The following is an 18715-nucleotide window of genomic DNA, read 5'->3' on the forward strand; positions in this document are numbered from 1 at the left end:
CGGGCGTTGTAGAAACTACCGCGCCCATGCGGCGGCGAACTTTACGACGCGCAACGTTCGCTGAAACCCGGCTCGCCACCCTGCCGCGCGCCCTGCACCTGCCCGCTCGCGCGGTGAAGCAGGCAGACCGGTACGGGCTCGACCCGCCAGATGCGATCGGCGTATTCGCGAATCGCACGATCGGACGAAAATCGCCCGGATCGCGCGCTGGACAGAATGGACATCCGCTGCCAGCGCGCGCGGTCGCCATAGGCATTGGACACGTCCTGCTGGCAATGCATGTACGACGCGAAGTCGGCGAGCAGCATGTAGGGGTCGTGCTGAAGGAGCCCCTCGAACAGCGGGCGGAACACTGCGGCGTCGCCTTTGGAGAAGAAACCGTGCTGGATCAGGTCGATGACCGCACGCAGTTCCGGATCGCTCTCGTAGAAGGTGGCGGGCCGGTAGCCGGCGGCCTTGAGCGCATATACCTCGGACGCATTGAGGCCGAACGGGAAGAAATTATCGGCGCCGATCGCGTCGCGCAGTTCGATATTGGCACCGTCCATGGTACCGATCGTGATGGCGCCGTTCATTGCGAATTTCATATTGCCCGTGCCCGACGCTTCCTTGCCGGCCAGCGAGATCTGCTCGGACAGGTCTGCGGCCGGATAGATACGCTGGCCGTACGTGACGTTGAAGTTCGGCAGGAAGACCACCTTGAGCCGGTCGCGCACCTGCGGATCGTTGTTGACCACATCGGCTACCGACGTGACAAAGCGGATCATCAGCTTGGCGTAGTGATAGCCCGGCGCGGCCTTGCCGCCGAACAGGAATGTTCGCGGCGTGATCTCCGCATGCGGATCGGACTTGATGCGGTGGTAGAGCGCGATGATATGGAGTACCGCGAGATGCTGGCGCTTGTATTCGTGGATGCGCTTGACCATGACGTCGAACATCGAATCGGGATCGATGACGACGCCGGTGGTGTCGCGGACGAGTCGCGCGACATCCTGCTTGTTCTGGCGCCGCACGTCGTACCAGCGCTCGCGGAAGGCGGCATCGTCGGCATAGGGCTCCAGCGCCCGGATCTTGTCCAGGTCGCGGATCCATTCGTCGCCGATCGCTTCGGTGACCAGCTGCGTCATGCGCGGGTTGGACAGGGCGATCCACCGGCGCGGCGTGACGCCATTGGTGACGTTGGTGAACTTCTCGGGCCACATTTCATAGACGTCCTTGAGGACATCCTCGCGCATCAGCCGCGAATGCAGCTCCGCCACGCCGTTGATCGCATGGCTGCCAAGGCAGGCCAGATTGGCCATGCGGACGTGGCGGCCGCCATGTTCGCTGATGAGGGACAGCCGCGCCAGCCGCGACTCGTCGCCGTAGAACCGGATGCGCACGTCGTCGAGGAAGCGCGCGTTGATCTCGTAGATGATCTCCAGATGGCGCGGCAGGATGCGGCCGAACAGTTCGAGCGGCCATTGCTCCAGCGCCTCCGGCAGCAACGTGTGGTTGGTATACGCGAAGGCGTGCCGCGTGATGTGCCAGGCTTCCTGCCATGGCACATCGTGATCGTCCACGAGCAGCCGCATCAGTTCGGCGATGCCGATGGCCGGATGCGTGTCGTTGAGCTGTACCGCGAACTTCTCGTGGAAGCGGGTGACGGGCATGCCCTGCGAGGCCAGCAGGCGCATCATGTCCTGAAGCGAACAGGCGACAAAGAAGTACTGCTGCTCGAGCCGCAGCTCCTTGCCTTGCTGGGTTTCGTCGTTGGGGTAGAGCACCTTGGTAAGGTTTTCCGACGTCACCTTCTTGTTGACCGCGCCGAGGTAATCGCCGCGGTTGAACGTGTGGAAGTCGAAGGCTTCCGTCGCCTCCGCGCGCCATAGCCGTAGTGTGTTGACCGTGTTGACGCGATAGCCGAGGATCGGCGAATCGAACGGCACGCCCACCACGGTCTTCGCCGGCACCCATCGCACGCGGTAATGGCCCCGATCGTCGATATAGTGTTCCGTATGGCCGCCCAGCCGCACCTGCGCGGCCCATTCGGAGCGTTGAATCTCCCACGGATTGCCGTTGCGCAGCCAGGTGTCGGTGCTCTCCACCTGCATGCCGTCGATGATGTTCTGATGGAAGATGCCGTATTCGTAGCGGATGCCGTAGCCCAGCGCCGGGATCTCGAGCGACGCGAGCGAATCCATGAAGCACGCCGCCAGCCGGCCCAGACCGCCATTGCCGAGACCCGGTTCGACTTCCTGCGCGAGGATTTCGTCCAGATCGAGGTCCAGGGAGGCCATGGCGGCGCGCACGTCGTCGAAAATGCCGAGGTTGACGAGGTTGTTGCCGAGGTGCGGACCCATCAGGAACTCGGCGGACAGGTAAGCCACCGTGCGCGACGGCTGGCTTTGATAGGTTTCCGCCGTGCTGATCCAGCGTTGCACGAGGCGGTCGCGGACCGTATGCGCCAGCGCCTGATACAGATCGTTCCCGCTGGCGTGGCCGGGCAGCTTGCCCTGCGTATAGAAGACGTGATCGAGAAAGGCCCGGCGGATCGTGGCGCCCGACATCGCGGTACGGGTATCGTCGCCTTGGTCCGTGCTCGCCGCGGGTGCGGCGCGCAGCCGTGTGGGTTCGTTCATCGTAGCAACTCCTTTGGGATGGACGGGAGAGACGTCAGCCTCCATGCTAGAAAAAAGAATGGCCGGGCGGCCCGGTTCGTATCAAACGCGCGATGGGTACAGAATGTGCAAGGGTGGGTTCGGAAGCGCGTCCCCATGCGCTTGCCTCGCGACGAAATCCCGTCGCTTCGCGCCCACGCTCCGGAGACCCTCCATGGCCACCCATATTCCGCACGAACCTGCCCGCCGCCCGGATCATCGGCCCGACCAGTGCCCGGACCACGGCAAGGAGCGCGGCGACAAGCCCGCGCGCGACCTGCCGGACAAGCATCCGGTGCCGCCTTCCTCCTGAGCCGCGCACTGAGCCCGGCCATCCGCCGTGTTGTAGTTTTTTCCCGCGCGACCCGTCCGCATTTACCCGCTTGAGCAAAGACTGCAAGGGGGTGCGACCGTCTATCATGGATGGGCGCGGCGGTCTTCGCGCGCGTCCCCTGGCTTCCAAGAAAAGCAGCTCTCTCGCGATAAGAGAAGGACAAATTATGTGGCAGCGGCAGGCGCCGGTCATGGCACCGGCGCGGGAGGGATCCGTGGGCACGCACGGCGGTGGCGTGCCGCGCGGCATGACGGACGGATGGGCATCCCAGCCCGCATGGCTCGAGGCCTTGCAGGATGTGGCGGTGTTCGATCTGACTGCGGACGGGCATATTCGTCAATGGACCGGCGCGGCCCGCCGGGTGTTCCGCTATGCGGAGGACGAAGTGCTGGGCCGCCACCTGTCTTGCCTGTTGTCGGGCGGCAGCCTGCAGGGCACCACCGCGCATGACGACACCCTTTCCGTGGACGGCGCGGCGGACGGCGACCGGTGGCTCGATAGATGGTTCGATACCGCGTGCGCGGAGGGGCATGCCGAGTGGCGTGGCTGGTGCGCGCGGCGCGATGGCAGCGTGTTCTACGCGCATATGCATGCGGTGCCGAGCAACGACGGCCTCGCCGTGGCCTGCCATGACGTGACCGTCCGGCATGCGGCGGAGGAGCGCGCCGAGCAGGCCGAGGCCCGCCGCACGCAATTGGCCAATGCGCTTCCCAACCACGCGGTGCTGGAACTGACCCTCGACGGCGTCATTCTGGAATGGAACGATGGCGCCACCGCGCTGACCGGTTACAGTGCCGGCGACGCCATCGGCCAGCCGGTATCGCTGCTCTATTCGCGGCAGGACATCGGGGCCGGCAACGACCTCGCCGTGCTGGACACCGTGCGCGCGCAGGGCGCGTGGACCGGCGAGGACCGGCTGCAGCGCAAGGACGGCACACTGGTGCGCTGTGGCATCAGCCTGATGTTGTCGCGCGATGCGGCAGCCTGTCCGACCGGCATCCTCTGGACCGCGCGCGACATGACCGACGCGGCGCGCTTGCGGGAACTCGAGGGTTCCGGCCAGCGCGTCCAGGCCTTTCTCGCGATCCTTGCCCACGAGCTGCGGAATCCGCTCGCGCCGATCCGCAATGCGGTGGACGTCATCCGTCTTACCTCGCCGGCGGACGGGCGCATCCGCCATTGCGCGGACATCATCGGGCGGCAGGTCCATCTGCTGACGCGGCTCGTCTCCGACCTGATGGACGTGGGGCGCGTGACCACGGGCAAGCTCAAGGTGCAGCTCGCGCCGACCATGTACAACGAGATCGTCAGCACATGCATCGAGGCGGTCCGCCCGGTCATCGAGTCGGCCGGCCAGCGTCTGTCGGTGACACTGCCCGCCGACCCGCTGTTCGTCAACGCCGATGCGGGCCGACTCGGGCAGGTCCTGTCCAATCTCCTCAGCAACGCGACCAAATACACCGCGCGCGGCGGGGCGATCTCCGTCGGCGTATCCGCGGAGGGCGGCAACGTCATCACGACCGTGGCCGATACGGGCGAGGGCGTCGCGCCGGAAGCGATCGACCGCATCTTCAACCTGTTCGCGCAGGAGGGCGACGCGGGGCAGCGTGGCGGCCTCGGCATCGGTCTCGCGCTCGCGCGCGCGGTGGTGGAAGCCCATGGCGGCGCGATTCAGGCAAGCAGTCCCGGCAGGGGCCGGGGCAGCACGTTCACCGTGATCCTGCCGGAGGTGGAGATGGACGGCGAATCCGTGGTACGCGCGGTGCCCGACGCCAGCGTCGCGCGCCGCGTGCTGATCGTCGACGACAACGCGGACTCCGCCGACAGCATGGTCGAGCTGCTCGCGGTGCTGGGCCACGAAGCCCGGGCCGCCTACGGCGGCGCGCAAGCGCTCGAGATCGCGCGCGACTTCGTCCCGGACGTCGTGCTGCTGGACCTCGAAATGCCGGAAATGGATGGCTACGAGGTGATTGCCGCCATGCACGCGCGCGGCCTGGGCGCGCGCGTGTTCGCGCTGACGGGCCGCGGGACGGCGGACGACCGCCGCCGCGCGCTCGATGCGGGGTTCGTCGATCACCTCGTCAAGCCAATCACCGTGGAGTCGCTGAACGGCGCGTTGCGGGCATAGGGGGCGGCATAGGGCGCGCCGCATCGTACCCGCCCGCTCGATCTCCCGCTCAGGCATCCGTGCTCCGTAGCGCGCGCACGCGTGCGGCCACGTCGCCGCGCGCGAAAAGCTCACCGGCTCCGGCATCGATATCGAGACGCCGCTGCCAGTTCGGATGCCCGCTCGTTGTCCCGGGCAGATTGGGCTGCTCGACCGCGCCCGTCAGGTCTTCGATCGGCACCAGCCGCAGCGGCGTTTTCGTGCGGCCGAGCCAGGCAAGGATCGCCTCGATGGGCGCGGCTTCGGGCACAGCTTCAGGTGAAGCTTCAGGCGAAGCTTGTGCCGGCGCGTCGCGATCGCCGCCGACCACTCCGCCTTCCACTAGCGCATGCCAGAGCGCCGCGCGATCCGCGGCGCGCCCCGCCATGGCGTCCGCTTCGGTCTCGTCAGGGCCGAGCTGGCCCAGCTTCGCGCGCCACGCGATATCGCGGCCCGTCCACCATCCGGCAATCGTGGGCAGATCGTGCGTGGTCGTGGTGGCCACCGCGTTCCGGGGCCATTCCGCGGGCGGCGTGAATCGAGCCGTCGCGGGAGTCGTTGTTTCGGCGGGCGGATCGGCTTCGCGTTCGAACCACAGCACGTCGATGCCCAGCAACCCGCGCGACGCCAGTGCGTCATTGAGGGAGTCCGGCACGGTGCCAAGATTTTCGCCGATGACGATCGCGCGATGCCGCCACGATTCCAGCGCGACGAGCCGCAGCATGTCCTCGAGCGGGTAAGTGAGGTAGGCCCCTTCCCGCGCGGAGGCGCCCTCGGGCACGAGCCACATGCGCGCAAGCCCGAGCACATGATCGATGCGCAGGCCGCCCGCATGGGCAAGGTTCGCGCGCAGCATCTCGATGAACGCGGCGTAGCCATGCTGACGCAGGCCCCGCGGCGAGAACACCGCCACACCCCAATCCTGGCCCAGGGGGTTGTACACGTCGGGCGGTGCGCCGGCATGGAAGCCGTTGAGGACTTCGGCCTGTCGCGTCCACGCATGACTGCCGCCGGGATCCGTGCCCACCGCAAGATCCGCAATCACGCCGATGGCCATGCCGGCGTCGCGCGCGCGTTGCTGCGCGGCGGCCAGGCCGTCGGCGGCCATCCATTGCAGAAACGTGTGGAAGGCGACGTCGTCGGCGTGATCGCGCGCAAACGCCGCCACCGCGTCGCTTTGCGGGTCCCGCCATGCGTCGGGCCAGTTGCGCCAGTCGGCCCCCTCTTCGCCGTCCGACCGGAGCCGATGCTGTTGCATCGCCTCGAAACAGGCGTGCGCATGCAGGGCACTGCCGCCGCGAGCGCGATAGGCCGAGAAGCGTTGCAATACGTCCGCGGGCAGCAGGTCCGCATGGCGCTCCCACAGCCAGCGCAGCACGGCATAGCGCGCGGGGGACAACGCGGGCCAGTCGATCTCGCTACGCGCCTCCGCGGTTGCGAATGTGTCCGCGAGCGACAGCGCCGCGATCGCGTCCGCCGTGGCTTCCGCGCCGAAGACCGCGGCGGGATCCACATAGAGCGGATTGAGGAACAGTCGGCTCGACGGCGAGTAAGGGCTATAGCGCGCGGGCAGCGCGGCAAAGCCCGCGTGCAGCGGATTGATCGCGACCGCATGCGCCTGCGCGCCGGCAGCGGCCTCGCAGATCTCGGCCAGGGCCGTGAGGTCGCCGAGGCCTGTCTGGGCGCCGCGTCGTAGCGAATACAGCTGAACGGAGACCCCCCATGGCTTCGTATTGGTATGGACCCCCTTGCGATCGGCGAGGGCATCCGCCACGCCATAGCAGCGTGGCGGCGCCACGGCGACGGTGGTTTGCAGGTCGCCGATCAGCAGGCGGTGATAGCCCGGCGTGGCGATCGGCGCCAGTGCAAGCCGTCCACCGCCGGTATCGGCTGGGCCGTTCGGCGTGCTCGTACCCGCGAGCCGGTTGGCGACGCCTTCCACGACGGTGCCGTCCTCGAGTTCGAGCCGATAGGGCCGCTGCGCGATCTCGTCGCGCCAGGGCACATGGACGGGCCGGTCGACGTCGGCGGTGATCAGCGGCGGCAACGCCTGCGCGGCGTCCTCGGCGGCGAGGCGCGCGCGGGAGGCTTCGCATTGGCTGTCGTTGTCACAAGGCAGGCCCATGGCCGTCAGCACGGTGCGGATGGCTTCCGGCGAGAGCGCCTGCGGATTGCCCCACGCATCGTCCCATTGGGTTTGCAGGCCCGCCTGCGCGGCGAGTGCTAAGAGCGGATCGGTGTTGGATGTGGTCATGGTCGATGAGGCGCTTGGTCGATGAGGCGCTTGGTTGATTAGGCGCTCTCGTCCTTCGGAACGTCCGCGGCGAGCAGCACCGCGCCGTGCGCGGGCACCGGTTGCATCGCGCGCCCGTCGTCGCCGTATCGGACAGAGGTCTCTCCGCTGTCGGGCGTAGTGCTGTCGAACAGCACGCGCCACTGCGTGCCGGGCGCGGGCGGGCGAAAGACGACGTCTTCTCCGCTCGCGTTCAGACAGAGCAGGATCACCTGCACGACATCCTGTTGCGCGGGATCGTGCGTCGCGCGCCGCAGCGCGAGCGTGCGCTCCTCGGGGTTGGCCCATTGCTCCGGGCTCAGTTCGTTGCCTTCCGGGTCGAACCACGCGATATCCGCGAGGCCCGGCGCGGGACGTGTGCGGCCGTGCACGAAGCGGTTCTCGGTCAGCACCGGCAATTGCTTGCGCAATGCCAGCAGCCGGCGCACGCACGTGAGCATCGGCGCGTTGGCAGGATCGGCGGCATCGTTCCAGTCTAGCCACGAGATCGGGCTGTCCTGGCAGTACGCGTTATTGTTGCCGCCCTGGCTACGGCCCCATTCGTCGCCGGCCGTGATCATCGGCGTGCCCTGGGACAACAGCAGTGTGGTCATCATCGCGCGCGCCACGCGGCCGCGTGTCTCGAGGATGATCGGATCGTCCGTTGGCCCCTCGATGCTGCCGTCGGGACTCCAGTTCGCGCTGGCGTTGTCGTCGCTGCCGTCCCGGTTGTCTTCGCGATTGGCTTCGTTGTGCTTGTGGCAGTAGCTCACGAGGTCCGCGAGCGTGAAGCCATCGTGCGCGGTCACGAAGTTGACGCTCGCCCACGGCTTGCGATGGCGGCGATCGAACAGGTCCGCGGACCCCGTAAGCCGCGCCGCGAGTTCGCCGCGCTGGCCGGGGTCGCCGCGCCAGAAGCGGCGCACGTTGTCGCGAAACTTGTCGTTCCATTCGGCAAAGCCCGGCGGATGGTTGCCGACCTGATAGCCGCCGGGCCCGAGGTCCCATGGTTCGGAGATCAGCTTCACGCGCGAGAGCACGGGGTCCTGCAGCAGCGCATCGAAGAAGCCCGAGCCGGGATCGAAGCCCTGCGCCTCCCGGCCCAGCGTGCTGCCGAGATCGAAACGGAAGCCATCGATGTGATAGCACTGCACCCAGTAGCGCAGCGAGTCCATGACCATCTGCAGCACGCGCGGATGGGAGAGATTGAGCGTGTTGCCGCACCCCGTGTCGTTGATGTAGTGGCGCTCGTCGCCCGGCATGAGCCGGTAGTAACTGGCGTTGTCGAGGCCGCGCCACGAAACCGTCGGTCCGAGCTCGTTGCCTTCGCAGGTATGGTTGTAGACCACGTCGAGGATCACCTCGATGCCCGCGGCATGCAGCCGCCGGATCGCGATCTTGACCTCGTGCAGCTGGTTCGTCGACAGGTATTGCGGCTCCGGCGCGAAGAACGCGAGCGTGTTGTAGCCCCAGTAGTTGCGCAGGCCGCGCTCGATGAGGAAGCGGTCCTGCAGAAACGCGTGTACGGGCAGCAGTTCGATCGACGTCACGCCGAGCGAATGCAGATGGTCGACGAAGCGCGGATCGGCCAGCGCGTCGAACGTGCCGCGCACATGCGGCAACAGGTCTTCGCGCTGCATCGACAGGCCGCGCACGTGCGCTTCATAGATCGTCGTCTTCGGCCAGGGCACGGCGGGCGGACGGTCGTCGCCCCAATGGAAGCTCTCGTCAACGACGACGCCCTTTGCCATCATCGGCGCGCTGTCGCGGCGATCGGGCGTGAGGTCCGCGCGCGGACTGTTGAGGCGATAGCCGAACAATGCATCGGACCAGCGCACCGGGCCCGTGAGCTGGCGCGCGTAGGGGTCGAGCAGAAGCTTGTGCGGGTTGAAGCGATGGCCGCGCGCGGGCTCGTATGGACCGAACGCGCGGAATCCGTACACCGTGCCGAGCGGCGCGTGCGGGAGGTAGCCGTGCCAGATCTCGTCGGTGCACTCGGGCAACTGCAGCCGCTGCCGCTCGCGCCGGCCGTTGGCCGAGAACAGGCACAGGTCGACGCGGCTCGCATTGGCGGAGAACACCGCGAAATTGATGCCGAGCCCGTCCCAGTGCGCGCCGAGGGGGTAGGGCTTGCCGGGCAGGAGGCGGTCGATGGGGGCGCTCGCCATGAAGTCAGCTCCTTCCTGAGAAGTCGTTACGGTTGTAGTGATTGTTCTCGGACCCTCGCCAGGCCGCCGCGCGCGTCTCGGTCGATCAGCGCATCTCCCGTGGTCAGCCAGTGAAGCGCAGCACCAGCGTGGCGAGCGGCGGCAGCATCAGCGTGACCGAGGCCGGCTGGCCATGCGAAGGTTCCTCGGCCGCTTCCACGCGTCCGCCGTTGCCCACATTGCTGCCACCGTAGACGGCGGCGTCGCTGTTCAGGCATTCCTCCCAGGCGCCTGGAAACGGCACGCCAAGCCTATAGTCGGGCCGCGGCACCGGAGTCATGTTCACGACCACCAGCACCACGTCGCGGCTGCCTCGGCCGGCGCTGCGCAGATAGGCGAAGACGCTGTTCTGGTGGTCGTCTCCCACTACCCACTGGAAACCTTCCGGGTGATGGTCCATCGCATGCAGCGCGGGCAGTTCGCGGTAGAGGCGGTTCAGGTCGCGCACCAGCGAATGCACGCCGCGATGCTGCGGCTGGTCGAGCAGCGACCAGTCGAGTTCGTCGTCGTGATTCCACTCGCGCCACTGCGCGAACTCGCCGCCCATGAACAGCAGCTTCTTGCCGGGATGCGTCCACATGAAGGCGTAGTACGCGCGCAGGTTGGCCAGCCGCTGCCAGTCGTCGCCGGGCATGCGCCCGATCATCGAGCCCTTGCCGTGCACCACCTCGTCGTGCGAGAGCGGCAGCACGAAGGCCTCCGACCACGCGTAGACCATGCCGAAGGTCATGTCGGAGTGGTGCCACGGGCGATGAATCGGCGCGTGCGCCATGTAGCGCAGCGTGTCGTGCATCCAGCCCATGTTCCATTTGAAGTCGAACCCGAGGCCACCCGACTCGACGCTCGCGGTCACGCCGGGCCAGGCAGTCGATTCCTCGGCGATGGTCAGCACACCGGGACACCGTTCATGCACGATGGTGTTGAGGTCGCGCAGGAACGCGACCGCTTCGAGGTTCTCGCGCCCGCCGTAGCGGTTGGGAATCCACTGTCCTGCCTGACGGCTGTAGTCGCGATAGAGCATCGAGGCAACCGCGTCGACGCGCAGCGCATCGATATGGAAGCGCTCCAGCCAGTGCAGCGCGCCCGCCAGCAGGAAGCCGCGCACCTCGTTGCGCCCGAGGTTGTAGATCAGCGTGTTCCAGTCCTGATGGAAGCCCTCGCGCGGGTCCTCGTGCTCGTAGAGCGCCGTGCCATCGAAGCGGGCCAGACCATGCGGATCGGTCGGGAAATGCGCGGGCACCCAGTCGAGGATGACGCCGATGCCCGCTTGATGGCACCGATCGACGAACGCCGCGAACTGCTCGGGCCGGCCAAGGCGCGCGGTGGGGGCGAAGAGCGAAAGCGGCTGATAGCCCCACGATCCGCCGAACGGATGTTCCGTGATGGGCAACAGTTCGATGTGCGTGAAGCCAAGATCGCGCACATAGGGGACGAGCCGCTCGGCAAGGATTTCCCAGCCGCGTTCCGGGTCGTCCGCGGCGCGCTGCCAAGACATCGCGTGCAGCTCGTACACGGACATCGGCGCGGCATACGGATTCCTCGACGCGCGCTCGCGCATCCACTCCCCGTCGTTCCATCCGTACGGCGGAGCGCTCTGGCCCGCGCATGCGACCACGGAGGCGGTGGCGGGCGGCGGCTCCGTTGCAAGCGCGAGGGGATCCGCCTTGTCGGGAAGCGGCGTGCCGTCGGCGCCGATCAGGTCGTACTTGTAGCGCGAACCGGCACCCGCGCCCAGCGCGGAAGGCAGGAACAGTTCCCACACGCCGGAGCCATGCCGTATGCGCATCGGGTGCCGCGTGCAGTTCCAGCCGTTGAAGTCGGCGATCACCGAGACGCGCTGCGCGTTCGGCGCCCATACCGCGAACCGCACGCCGGTCTCGCCGTCAACCGTCATGCACTGCGCGCCGAGACAAGCGCCAAGCTCGAGGTGGCGGCCTTCGTTGATCAGGTGCAGGTCGAGCTCGCCGAGCAGCAGGCCGAAGGCATAGGGATCGGCCGTGACTTGTTCGCTGCCATCGGGCCAGCGAATGCGCAGGCGATAGTCGCGTGGCCCCGGTTGACCCTTGCCCCACCCGGGCAGCCGGCCGGCGAACACGCCGCCGTCATGCAGGCGCGACATCTCCGCCACGGTCTTGCCCGCGGCATCCGCAAGGTATGCGGCCTCGGCGCCGGGCAGCAGCGCGCGCACCACCACGCCGCGGTCGTCACGATGCGGGCCGAGCACGCCAAACGGATCGGCAAGGCGCCCCGCCAGCAGCGAGTCGATCACCGGATCGGGTAGTGTGAGGTCGGCTTTCTGGTCCATCTCTGCGGTGTCATGGCTGGCCATCAGCGGCTCCGGTTCCCAGCAGTTTGCGCACGAGGCGGGCGAGCCCGCTGGTCGGAAGATCGATCCAGGCCACACGGTTGGCGGCTTCGTAGCCGACTTCATAGGCCGCGCGCTCGAGCAGGAAGAGATCGAGCAGCGGCTGCAACTGCGCGGGTTCGACCCACGGCTGCGGCGCCTGGCGCATCGTCTGCTGGTAGCAATTGAGGAAGGCGCCGCTGGCGGCTTCATGGAAGCGCTCGAGCAGCGCCGCGCGCCGCTCGGCCAGGGCCGGCGGCAGCGTGACATGGGTGCGTTCGCGGCGGTCGGTGCCGACGGTGGCCGCCGCATAGTCGAGCGAACGCAGCAGCCCGGCCACGTCGCGCAGCGGCGAGGTCTTGCGGCGTCGCACGTCCAGCGAATAGCGTGGCGAACCCTCGAAGTCGACGATGTACGTGTCGTTCTGCGCGATCAGCACCTGCCCGAGGTGGAAGTCCCCGTGGATGCGCGTCTGCAGCGTGCCGGGCGCCGCCTTGGCAAGGCGCGCGATCACCTCGGGCAGCCGCGCGCGCGCGGCCATCAGCGTTTCGATGTCCTCCGCGAACGAACCCTTCGCCTCGGCACGGCGCGCTTCCAGCAGCGTCATGGCGTCTTCGAAGGACGTCAGCGCATCGCGCGCCCATGCTTCGGCCTGCGGTGCGTCGGCGACCTCGGGGGAGAACGCTTCCTCGTCGGTAGGCTGCGCAAGCACGGCGTGCAGTTCCGCCATGCGGCGCCCGAGCGTGCCGATCATCGTGGCGTAGCCCTTCAGCGCCTCGTCGAAATCGTCCTCGCCGCCATCGGAGGGCAGCGCGTCGTCGATGGAGCGGCTCAGGTAGTCCAGCGTCCAGTCCCAGCCATCGCCCTGGTTGAGGATGTACCCCTGCAGCAGCATCAGCGTGTAAGGCGTGCCGTCGGCATTCGTGCGCACGACCTCGCCGAGCAACGGTGCCGAGTGGGCGTAGCCATGCTTCGTGAGATAACGGGTCATCTCGGCTTCCGGATGGATGCCGCCCGCAATGCGGCGGACCATCTTGAGCACGCCGTAGTTGCCATAGGCGAGGGAGCTGTTCGACTGCTCGGCGGACATCCACTGCACGGGTTGCTGTTCGAGCGGTACGCTGGCGAGGCCCGGTTCCGCGCGGAAACGAATCACGCCATGAGAGGTCTCGGCCTCGGTGCCCTCGCGCAGCGCCGTCACGACCTGCCGCGCGAAGGGCTCGACCACGAACCCGTCCGTCGCCATGCCCACGCGCGCGCCGCGGCGAACACGCGCCATCGACAGGCCATACGCGAGCTGCGACACACCCTCCGGGCTTTCCTTGTCCCACAGCAATGCCACGGGCAGTTGATAGCATTCGGAGCGGCCCGAGAGTACGACTTCGACCTCGCAGTGGAAGATCTCCTCGCCGGAGGGACTCTTCGTGAATGGCCACGCGTAGGCGACGTTCACGCGTTCGATCTTGTCGCCCTTGGACGCGAACCAGCGGCGGCGCGCGAGGTAGTGCGGCAGGACCTCGGTGGTGAGCGCGCGTCGCGCGGACTCGGTCAGCTCCGAGCGGCCGGCCACGTTCTGCACGACAAGCGTAATCTGGTCGGTCATCTGTTCGGGGGCGTCAACGTGCCAGGAAGGCGGTTGCGCGTCCTCGCTGAGCACAAACCAATAGAAACCATAGGGCGGCAGCGTGAGCAGGTACGTAAGCTGACCGATGGCCGGGAATGGCGTGGCGCCGAGCATCTCCACCGGCACGCGGCCGGCGAATGCGGAGAGGTCGAGCTCCACGGCCTGCGGCGCGCGCGACAGGTTGGCCACGCACAGGATGTGCTCGCCATCGTATTCGCGCAGATAGGCGAGGATCTTGCGATTGCCGGGAAACAGGAAGCGCAGCGTGCCGCGGCCGAACGCGCGATGCTGGCGGCGCAGGGCGAGCATGCGGCGCATCCAGTTGAGCAGCGAGTGCGGATCGCGGTTCTGCGCCTCGACGTTCACGGCCTCGTAGCCATACAGCGGCCCTTGCAGCGGCGGCAGCACGAGTCGTTCCGGGTCCGCGTGCGAGAAGCCGCCATTGCGGTCCGGCGACCACTGCATCGGCGTCCGCACGCCATCGCGGTCGCCAAGGTGGATGTTGTCGCCCATGCCGATCTCGTCGCCGTAGTAGATGACCGGCGTTCCGGGCATCGAGAACAGCAGGCTGTTCATCAGCTCGATGCGGCGGCGGTCGCGCTCCATCAGCGGCGCCAGGCGGCGGCGGATGCCGAGGTTGATGCGCGCGCGGCGGTCGGAGGCGTAGACCTCCCACAGGTAGTCGCGCTCGCTGCTGGTGACCATCTCGAGCGTCAGCTCGTCGTGATTGCGCAGGAAGATGGCCCACTGGCAGTTCGGCGGCACTTCCGGCGTCTGCCGCATGATGTCCGTGATCGGAAAGCGGTCCTCGCGCGCGATGGCCATGTACATGCGCGGCATCAGCGGAAAGTGGAATGCCATGTGGCATTCGTCGCCGGCAATGCCGTCGGGGCTCGCGGCGCCCGTCGTGTCGGCGGTGGCACCGCCGCTCTGGCCGCCGAAGTACTGCTGCGCGTCCTCGGGCCACATATTGGCTTCCGCAAGCAGCAGACGGCCGGTGTAGTGTTCGTCGAGATGCCGCCGGATCTGCTTGATGACCTTGTGCGTCTCTGCGAGGTTCTCGTTGCTCGTGCCCTCGCGTTCGACGAGGTACGGCACCGCGTCGAGGCGCAGGCCGTCGACGCCGATGTCGAGCCAGTACCGCATCACCGACAACACTTCGTTGATGACCTGCGGATTGTCGAAGTTCAGGTCCGGCTGGTGCGAATAGAACCGGTGCCAGAAATACGCGCCCGCCTCGGCATCCCAGCTCCAGTTGGACTTCTCCGTATCGCAGAAGATGATGCGCGTGCCCGCGTAGGCCTGATCGTTATCGGACCACACGTAGTAGTTGCGCGCGGCCGAGCCCGGCTTGGCCTTGCGCGCGCGCTGGAACCACGGATGCTGGTCCGACGTGTGGTTGATCACGAGCTCCGTGATCACGCGCAGCCCACGCGCGTGCGCGGCGCTGACGAAGCGCTTCGCTTCCGCCAGCGTGCCGTAGTCGGGATGCACGCCGCGATAGTCCGCGATGTCGTACCCGTCGTCGCGGCGCGGCGACGGATAGAACGGCAGCAGCCAGATCGTATCCACGCCGAGGTTGACAAGGTAGTCGAGCTTGGCATGCAGGCCCGCGAAGTCGCCCACGCCGTCGCCGTTGGCGTCGTAGAACGACTTGATATGCAGTTGATAGATGACCGCGTCCTTGTACCAGAGCGGGTCGGCGTTGAGCATGGCGGCGTTGGCGCGATCGGGTAGACGCTTCATGCCGTGTCTCCGGATGTTGTTGTCGGTTGTGGCCTGACGTGCCAGAGCGAGAACGGCAGCTCGTACGGGTTCAGGCGGATGTGCTGATGCTTGCCCTGCCACGTGAAGCGGTGGCCGAACATGAGGTCTTCCACGAGCAGCGAGGCGTCGTCGGGCAGCCCCCATTCCCACAATGGCAATTCGATATCGGCCTCGCGCGGCGCGCGCGGATCGAGGCTGATCGCCCCGAGCAGCACGTCGTCACCGAATGCGCCCGTCTGCTCGGCGCCGCTCGGGACGAACCGCGCGAAGTACAGTACCGCGTCGTCGCTTGCGTGGTAGAAGCGCAGGCCCAGGTGGTTCTGCAACGCAGGATGGCTTGCGCGGATCTGGTTGAGGCGCGAAATTTCGGCAACGATGTTGCCGGGCTGCTTCCAGTCCCGCGTGCGCAGCTCGTACTTCTCGGAATCGAGGTATTCCTCCTTGGTCACGCCATTGACGACGAGCGGCGCGCTCTCGCAGATCTCGAATCCGTTGTACATGCCCCAGAGGCCCGAGAGCAGAGACGCCAGCGCGGCACGGATGAGGAACGCGGGGCGGCCGCCGTCGTGCAGGAAGTACGGGTTGATGTCCGGCGTGTTGACGAAGAAGTGCGGACGGTAGAACTCGCGCATCGGGCCGCGTGTGAGTTCGGTCATGTACTCGATGAGCTCGGCCTTGGTGTTGCGCCACGTGAAGTACGTGTAGGACTGCGCAAAACCGAGCTTGGCCAGCCGCGCCATCATCTTCGGACGCGTGAACGCTTCGGCCAGGAACAGCGTGTCCGGATAACGCGCGCGCACGTCCGCGATCATCCATTCCCAGAACGGCAGCGGCTTGGTATGCGGGTTATCGACGCGGAAAATGCGCACGCCTTGCTCGGCCCAGAAAATCACCACGTCGCGCAGCGCTTCCCACAGCTTGTCGCCGCCCGGCGATGCATAGAAATCGACGTTGACGATGTCCTCGTATTTCTTTGGCGGGTTCTCGGCGTACTTCAGCGTGCCATCGGGCCGATGCTGGAACCACTCGGGATGTTCCTTGAGCCACGGATGGTCGAGCGAGCACTGGATCGCGAAGTCGAGCGCGAGCTCGATACCGAGGTCGGCGGCCGCGTGGCGCAGCCGCTGGAAGTCCTCGATCGTGCCCAGTTCCGGATGAATCGCGTCGTGCCCGCCTTCGGCCGCGCCGATGGCATAGGGACTGCCCACGTCGCCCGGTTCGGCCTTGAGGCTGTTGTTCTTCCCTTTGCGATGCTGGAGGCCGATCGGATGGATCGGCGGGAAGTACAGCACGTCGAAGCCCATCGCGCGGATGTCGGGCAGGCGTCGGATGACATCGGCAAAGGTGCCGTGGCGCTGCGTATCGCCGCTCTCCGATCGCGGGAACAGTTCGTACCAGCTGGCGAAGCGTGCCGCGAGCCGGTCGGCCTCGACGGGTAGCGTCGAGGGAAAGCGGCTCAGGAAAGGGCGTCCCGACGGGAAGGCCATCGCGGCACGCATCGCCGAGTCGGTGCGCGGCGAGAGCAGGATCTCCAGCCGCAGCCCATCGTCGCCGCGCGCGGCCTCGAGATCCGCGACGATGGCACTCGCGTCCTCGATCCGCGCGGCATCGGGACCGGCCAGCGTCTCCTGCACGAGGCGGGCGCCTTCCTCGATCTCGAGCGTGATGTCGACGCCGGCCTTTCGCTTCTTGCCGACCTCGTCGAGCCAGCTGCCGAAGCTATCCTTCCACGCTTCGACCGTGTATTCGTGGCGGCCCATCGCCACCATGGGGAAGCTGCCGCGCCAGCGATCGTTGACGATCGGCACCATCGGCGACGACTGCCACGTCGATTCCCCTGGCGCGCGCCAGACCACCGCGGCGGCGAGCTTGTCGTGTCCGTCCATCCAGATGTCGGCGCTGACCTCGACGCGCTCGCCGACCACGCGGCGCACCGCGAAGCGGCCCGCATCGCACGACGGCGTCAGGTTCTCGATGGCGACGCGGGGCGAGGCCATGGCATCGGCAACAGAGACTGCAGGCTGCCGATTGACGCCTCCCTTCGTGTCCTTGCTTTTGGCGCCCTTCTTCGCCTTCGCCGCGGGCTTCGTCGCCACGGCGGGCAAGGCGCAGTAAATGCGGATGTCGGCCGGGGCCAGCGTGATCGTGCCGCAGGGATCCAGCGTCTCCTGCGGGGCGAGCGCGCTGCCGGGGCCGCCTTCGCTAGGGCGCAGCGTGGCCGCCGGCTGCGGCAGACCCTGCAGGATGCGGTCGGCACCGAACGACGCCGGATTGTCCGTGCACGGGTTGAGCACGACCGTCAGCGCACCGACTGCCGCGCCATCTGCCGCGCCATCATTCCCCTGGCCCCCCGGACCTGCCTCGCCGCCTTTCCCGTTCGCCAGATAGCGCGGAACGCGCGCGAGCACGGTCAGCGGCGCATCGGGTCCGCTCAGTTGCCGGACCGCCACCGCATGCGCTCCGCGCTGCGCCGCGATCCATGCATTGACCTCGATGACCTCGTGCGAGAGGTCGAACGGCGTGTCATGCGCTTCCAGATCCGCGGCCAGTCCGCCGCCACCGGTTTCGAACCCGGCCGGGACGAGCAAACCGTCGCCGATCGCCGCGGCCGTCCATAGCGCACGGCGCGCGGCGAGCACGTCGAGACCGTTTGGCGTGAGGGACGGTGCGGCCAGCACGCGGCCGAACCGCTGCAACCGCGTGATCTCCTCGGTCAGCCACGCGCTCCGATAGTCCCACCACGGCAGCGACGAGAAAGCCCCGTCGAAGGGTGCCTGTGCGAGGTCGTCGAGCTGTTGCGGCGTGGTGCCCGGCGTCCAGGCGAGGAACACGCCCCGCGCGGCACCGCCACGATGAACCTCGTTGATCAGTTCGGTCCAGTGCAGCCCCAGCACGCGCGTCGGCGCGCGACAGATGAAGCCCGCCACGCCGCTATCCAGGGCATCGCGAATCTGCGTGGCCCACCAGTGGATCGCGGCGGACGCCACGGCGGGATCGTGCCAGCGCAGGCGCACGCCGGGCAGATGATGATCGCTGGCATCCGGGCCGCCATTCGGGCGCGCGTGATCGAGCCAGCCATCGTGGTGCGCGGCCGCGTCCTGGGGAAAACGGTCCAGCGAGAGATCGAGCAGCACGCCGAGTCCGTGCCGGCGGCAGGATGCCGTGACGGCGGACAGCGATTCGGTGCGGTTATGGGGGACCGACCAGCCTGCCAGCAGCACATGGTCGTAACCCAGCGAAGCGACGCGCGTCAGCGCGCTGTCGTTGATCGGCTGGTCGTTCGTTCGCGAGGCGGTCGGAGTGAGTTGGCAAATACGCACGTGACGTTCCTTGGCGGCAATGCGCCTTGAGCCGTGAATAGATCAGGCGAGGCATGCGAAGG

The 18715-nt window shown here is 67.4% G+C and carries 8 protein-coding genes; 2 read left to right on the forward strand and 6 right to left on the reverse strand.

Annotated elements, in window-relative coordinates:
* Window positions 1–41 precede the first annotated feature (41 nt).
* Window positions 42–2621 (reverse strand): glycogen/starch/alpha-glucan phosphorylase, encoded by a 2580-nt coding sequence (locus tag KHP16_RS09795; protein ID WP_244214606.1) that lies wholly within the window; start codon window positions 2619–2621, stop codon window positions 42–44.
* Between the two features lie 193 nt (window positions 2622–2814).
* On the opposite strand from KHP16_RS09795, the gene KHP16_RS09800 reads away from it, so the two are divergent.
* A complete protein-coding gene (locus tag KHP16_RS09800; RefSeq protein ID WP_167468446.1) occupies window positions 2815–2952 on the forward strand; it encodes a hypothetical protein in 138 nt (45 codons plus the stop codon).
* Window positions 2953–3139: 187 nt separating this feature from the next.
* Window positions 3140–5101, forward strand: coding sequence for a PAS domain-containing hybrid sensor histidine kinase/response regulator (locus tag KHP16_RS09805; protein WP_211960092.1), 1962 nt, complete (start codon window positions 3140–3142; stop codon window positions 5099–5101).
* A 49-nt stretch (window positions 5102–5150) separates the two neighbouring features.
* Here the strand turns inward: KHP16_RS09805 and malQ are convergent, their stop codons facing one another.
* The 5 genes from malQ to KHP16_RS09830 all read right to left on the reverse strand — a co-directional run bounded on the left by malQ (window position 5151) and on the right by KHP16_RS09830 (window position 18653).
* Complete coding sequence (malQ, locus tag KHP16_RS09810; RefSeq protein ID WP_211960093.1) at window positions 5151–7373, reverse strand: 4-alpha-glucanotransferase; 2223 nt, start codon at window positions 7371–7373, stop codon at window positions 5151–5153.
* Window positions 7374–7411: 38 nt separating this feature from the next.
* Entirely contained in the window at window positions 7412–9559 is a 2148-nt protein-coding gene (glgX, locus tag KHP16_RS09815) for a glycogen debranching protein GlgX (protein WP_211960094.1), read from the reverse strand.
* Window positions 9560–9662: 103 nt separating this feature from the next.
* Entirely contained in the window at window positions 9663–11903 is a 2241-nt protein-coding gene (glgB, locus tag KHP16_RS09820; protein WP_179594063.1) for a 1,4-alpha-glucan branching protein GlgB, read from the reverse strand.
* Window positions 11904–11913: 10 nt separating this feature from the next.
* On the reverse strand, window positions 11914–15312 hold the full coding sequence (gene treS, locus KHP16_RS09825) for a maltose alpha-D-glucosyltransferase (RefSeq protein WP_211960095.1): 3399 nt from the start codon (window positions 15310–15312) through the stop codon (window positions 11914–11916).
* Window positions 15309–18653, reverse strand: coding sequence for an alpha-1,4-glucan--maltose-1-phosphate maltosyltransferase (locus tag KHP16_RS09830; RefSeq protein ID WP_211960096.1), 3345 nt, complete (start codon window positions 18651–18653; stop codon window positions 15309–15311). The genes treS and KHP16_RS09830 overlap by 4 nt, the downstream gene beginning before the upstream one ends.
* Window positions 18654–18715: the final 62 nt, after the last annotated feature.

Origin of the sequence: Cupriavidus plantarum (assembly GCF_905397285.1) — a bacterium.
Taxonomy (GTDB): Bacteria; Pseudomonadota; Gammaproteobacteria; order Burkholderiales; family Burkholderiaceae; genus Cupriavidus; species Cupriavidus plantarum.

Coding starts and splice junctions, on each gene's coding strand:
- KHP16_RS09795 (WP_244214606.1), bottom strand. CDS start 2,621: ATGAACGAACCCACACGGCTGCGCGCCGCACCCGCGGCGAGCACGGAC.
- KHP16_RS09800 (WP_167468446.1), top strand. CDS start 2,815: ATGGCCACCCATATTCCGCACGAACCTGCCCGCCGCCCGGATCATCGG.
- KHP16_RS09805 (WP_211960092.1), top strand. CDS start 3,140: ATGTGGCAGCGGCAGGCGCCGGTCATGGCACCGGCGCGGGAGGGATCC.
- malQ (WP_211960093.1), bottom strand. CDS start 7,373: ATGACCACATCCAACACCGATCCGCTCTTAGCACTCGCCGCGCAGGCG.
- glgX (WP_211960094.1), bottom strand. CDS start 9,559: ATGGCGAGCGCCCCCATCGACCGCCTCCTGCCCGGCAAGCCCTACCCC.
- glgB (WP_179594063.1), bottom strand. CDS start 11,903: ATGGACCAGAAAGCCGACCTCACACTACCCGATCCGGTGATCGACTCG.
- treS (WP_211960095.1), bottom strand. CDS start 15,312: ATGAAGCGTCTACCCGATCGCGCCAACGCCGCCATGCTCAACGCCGAC.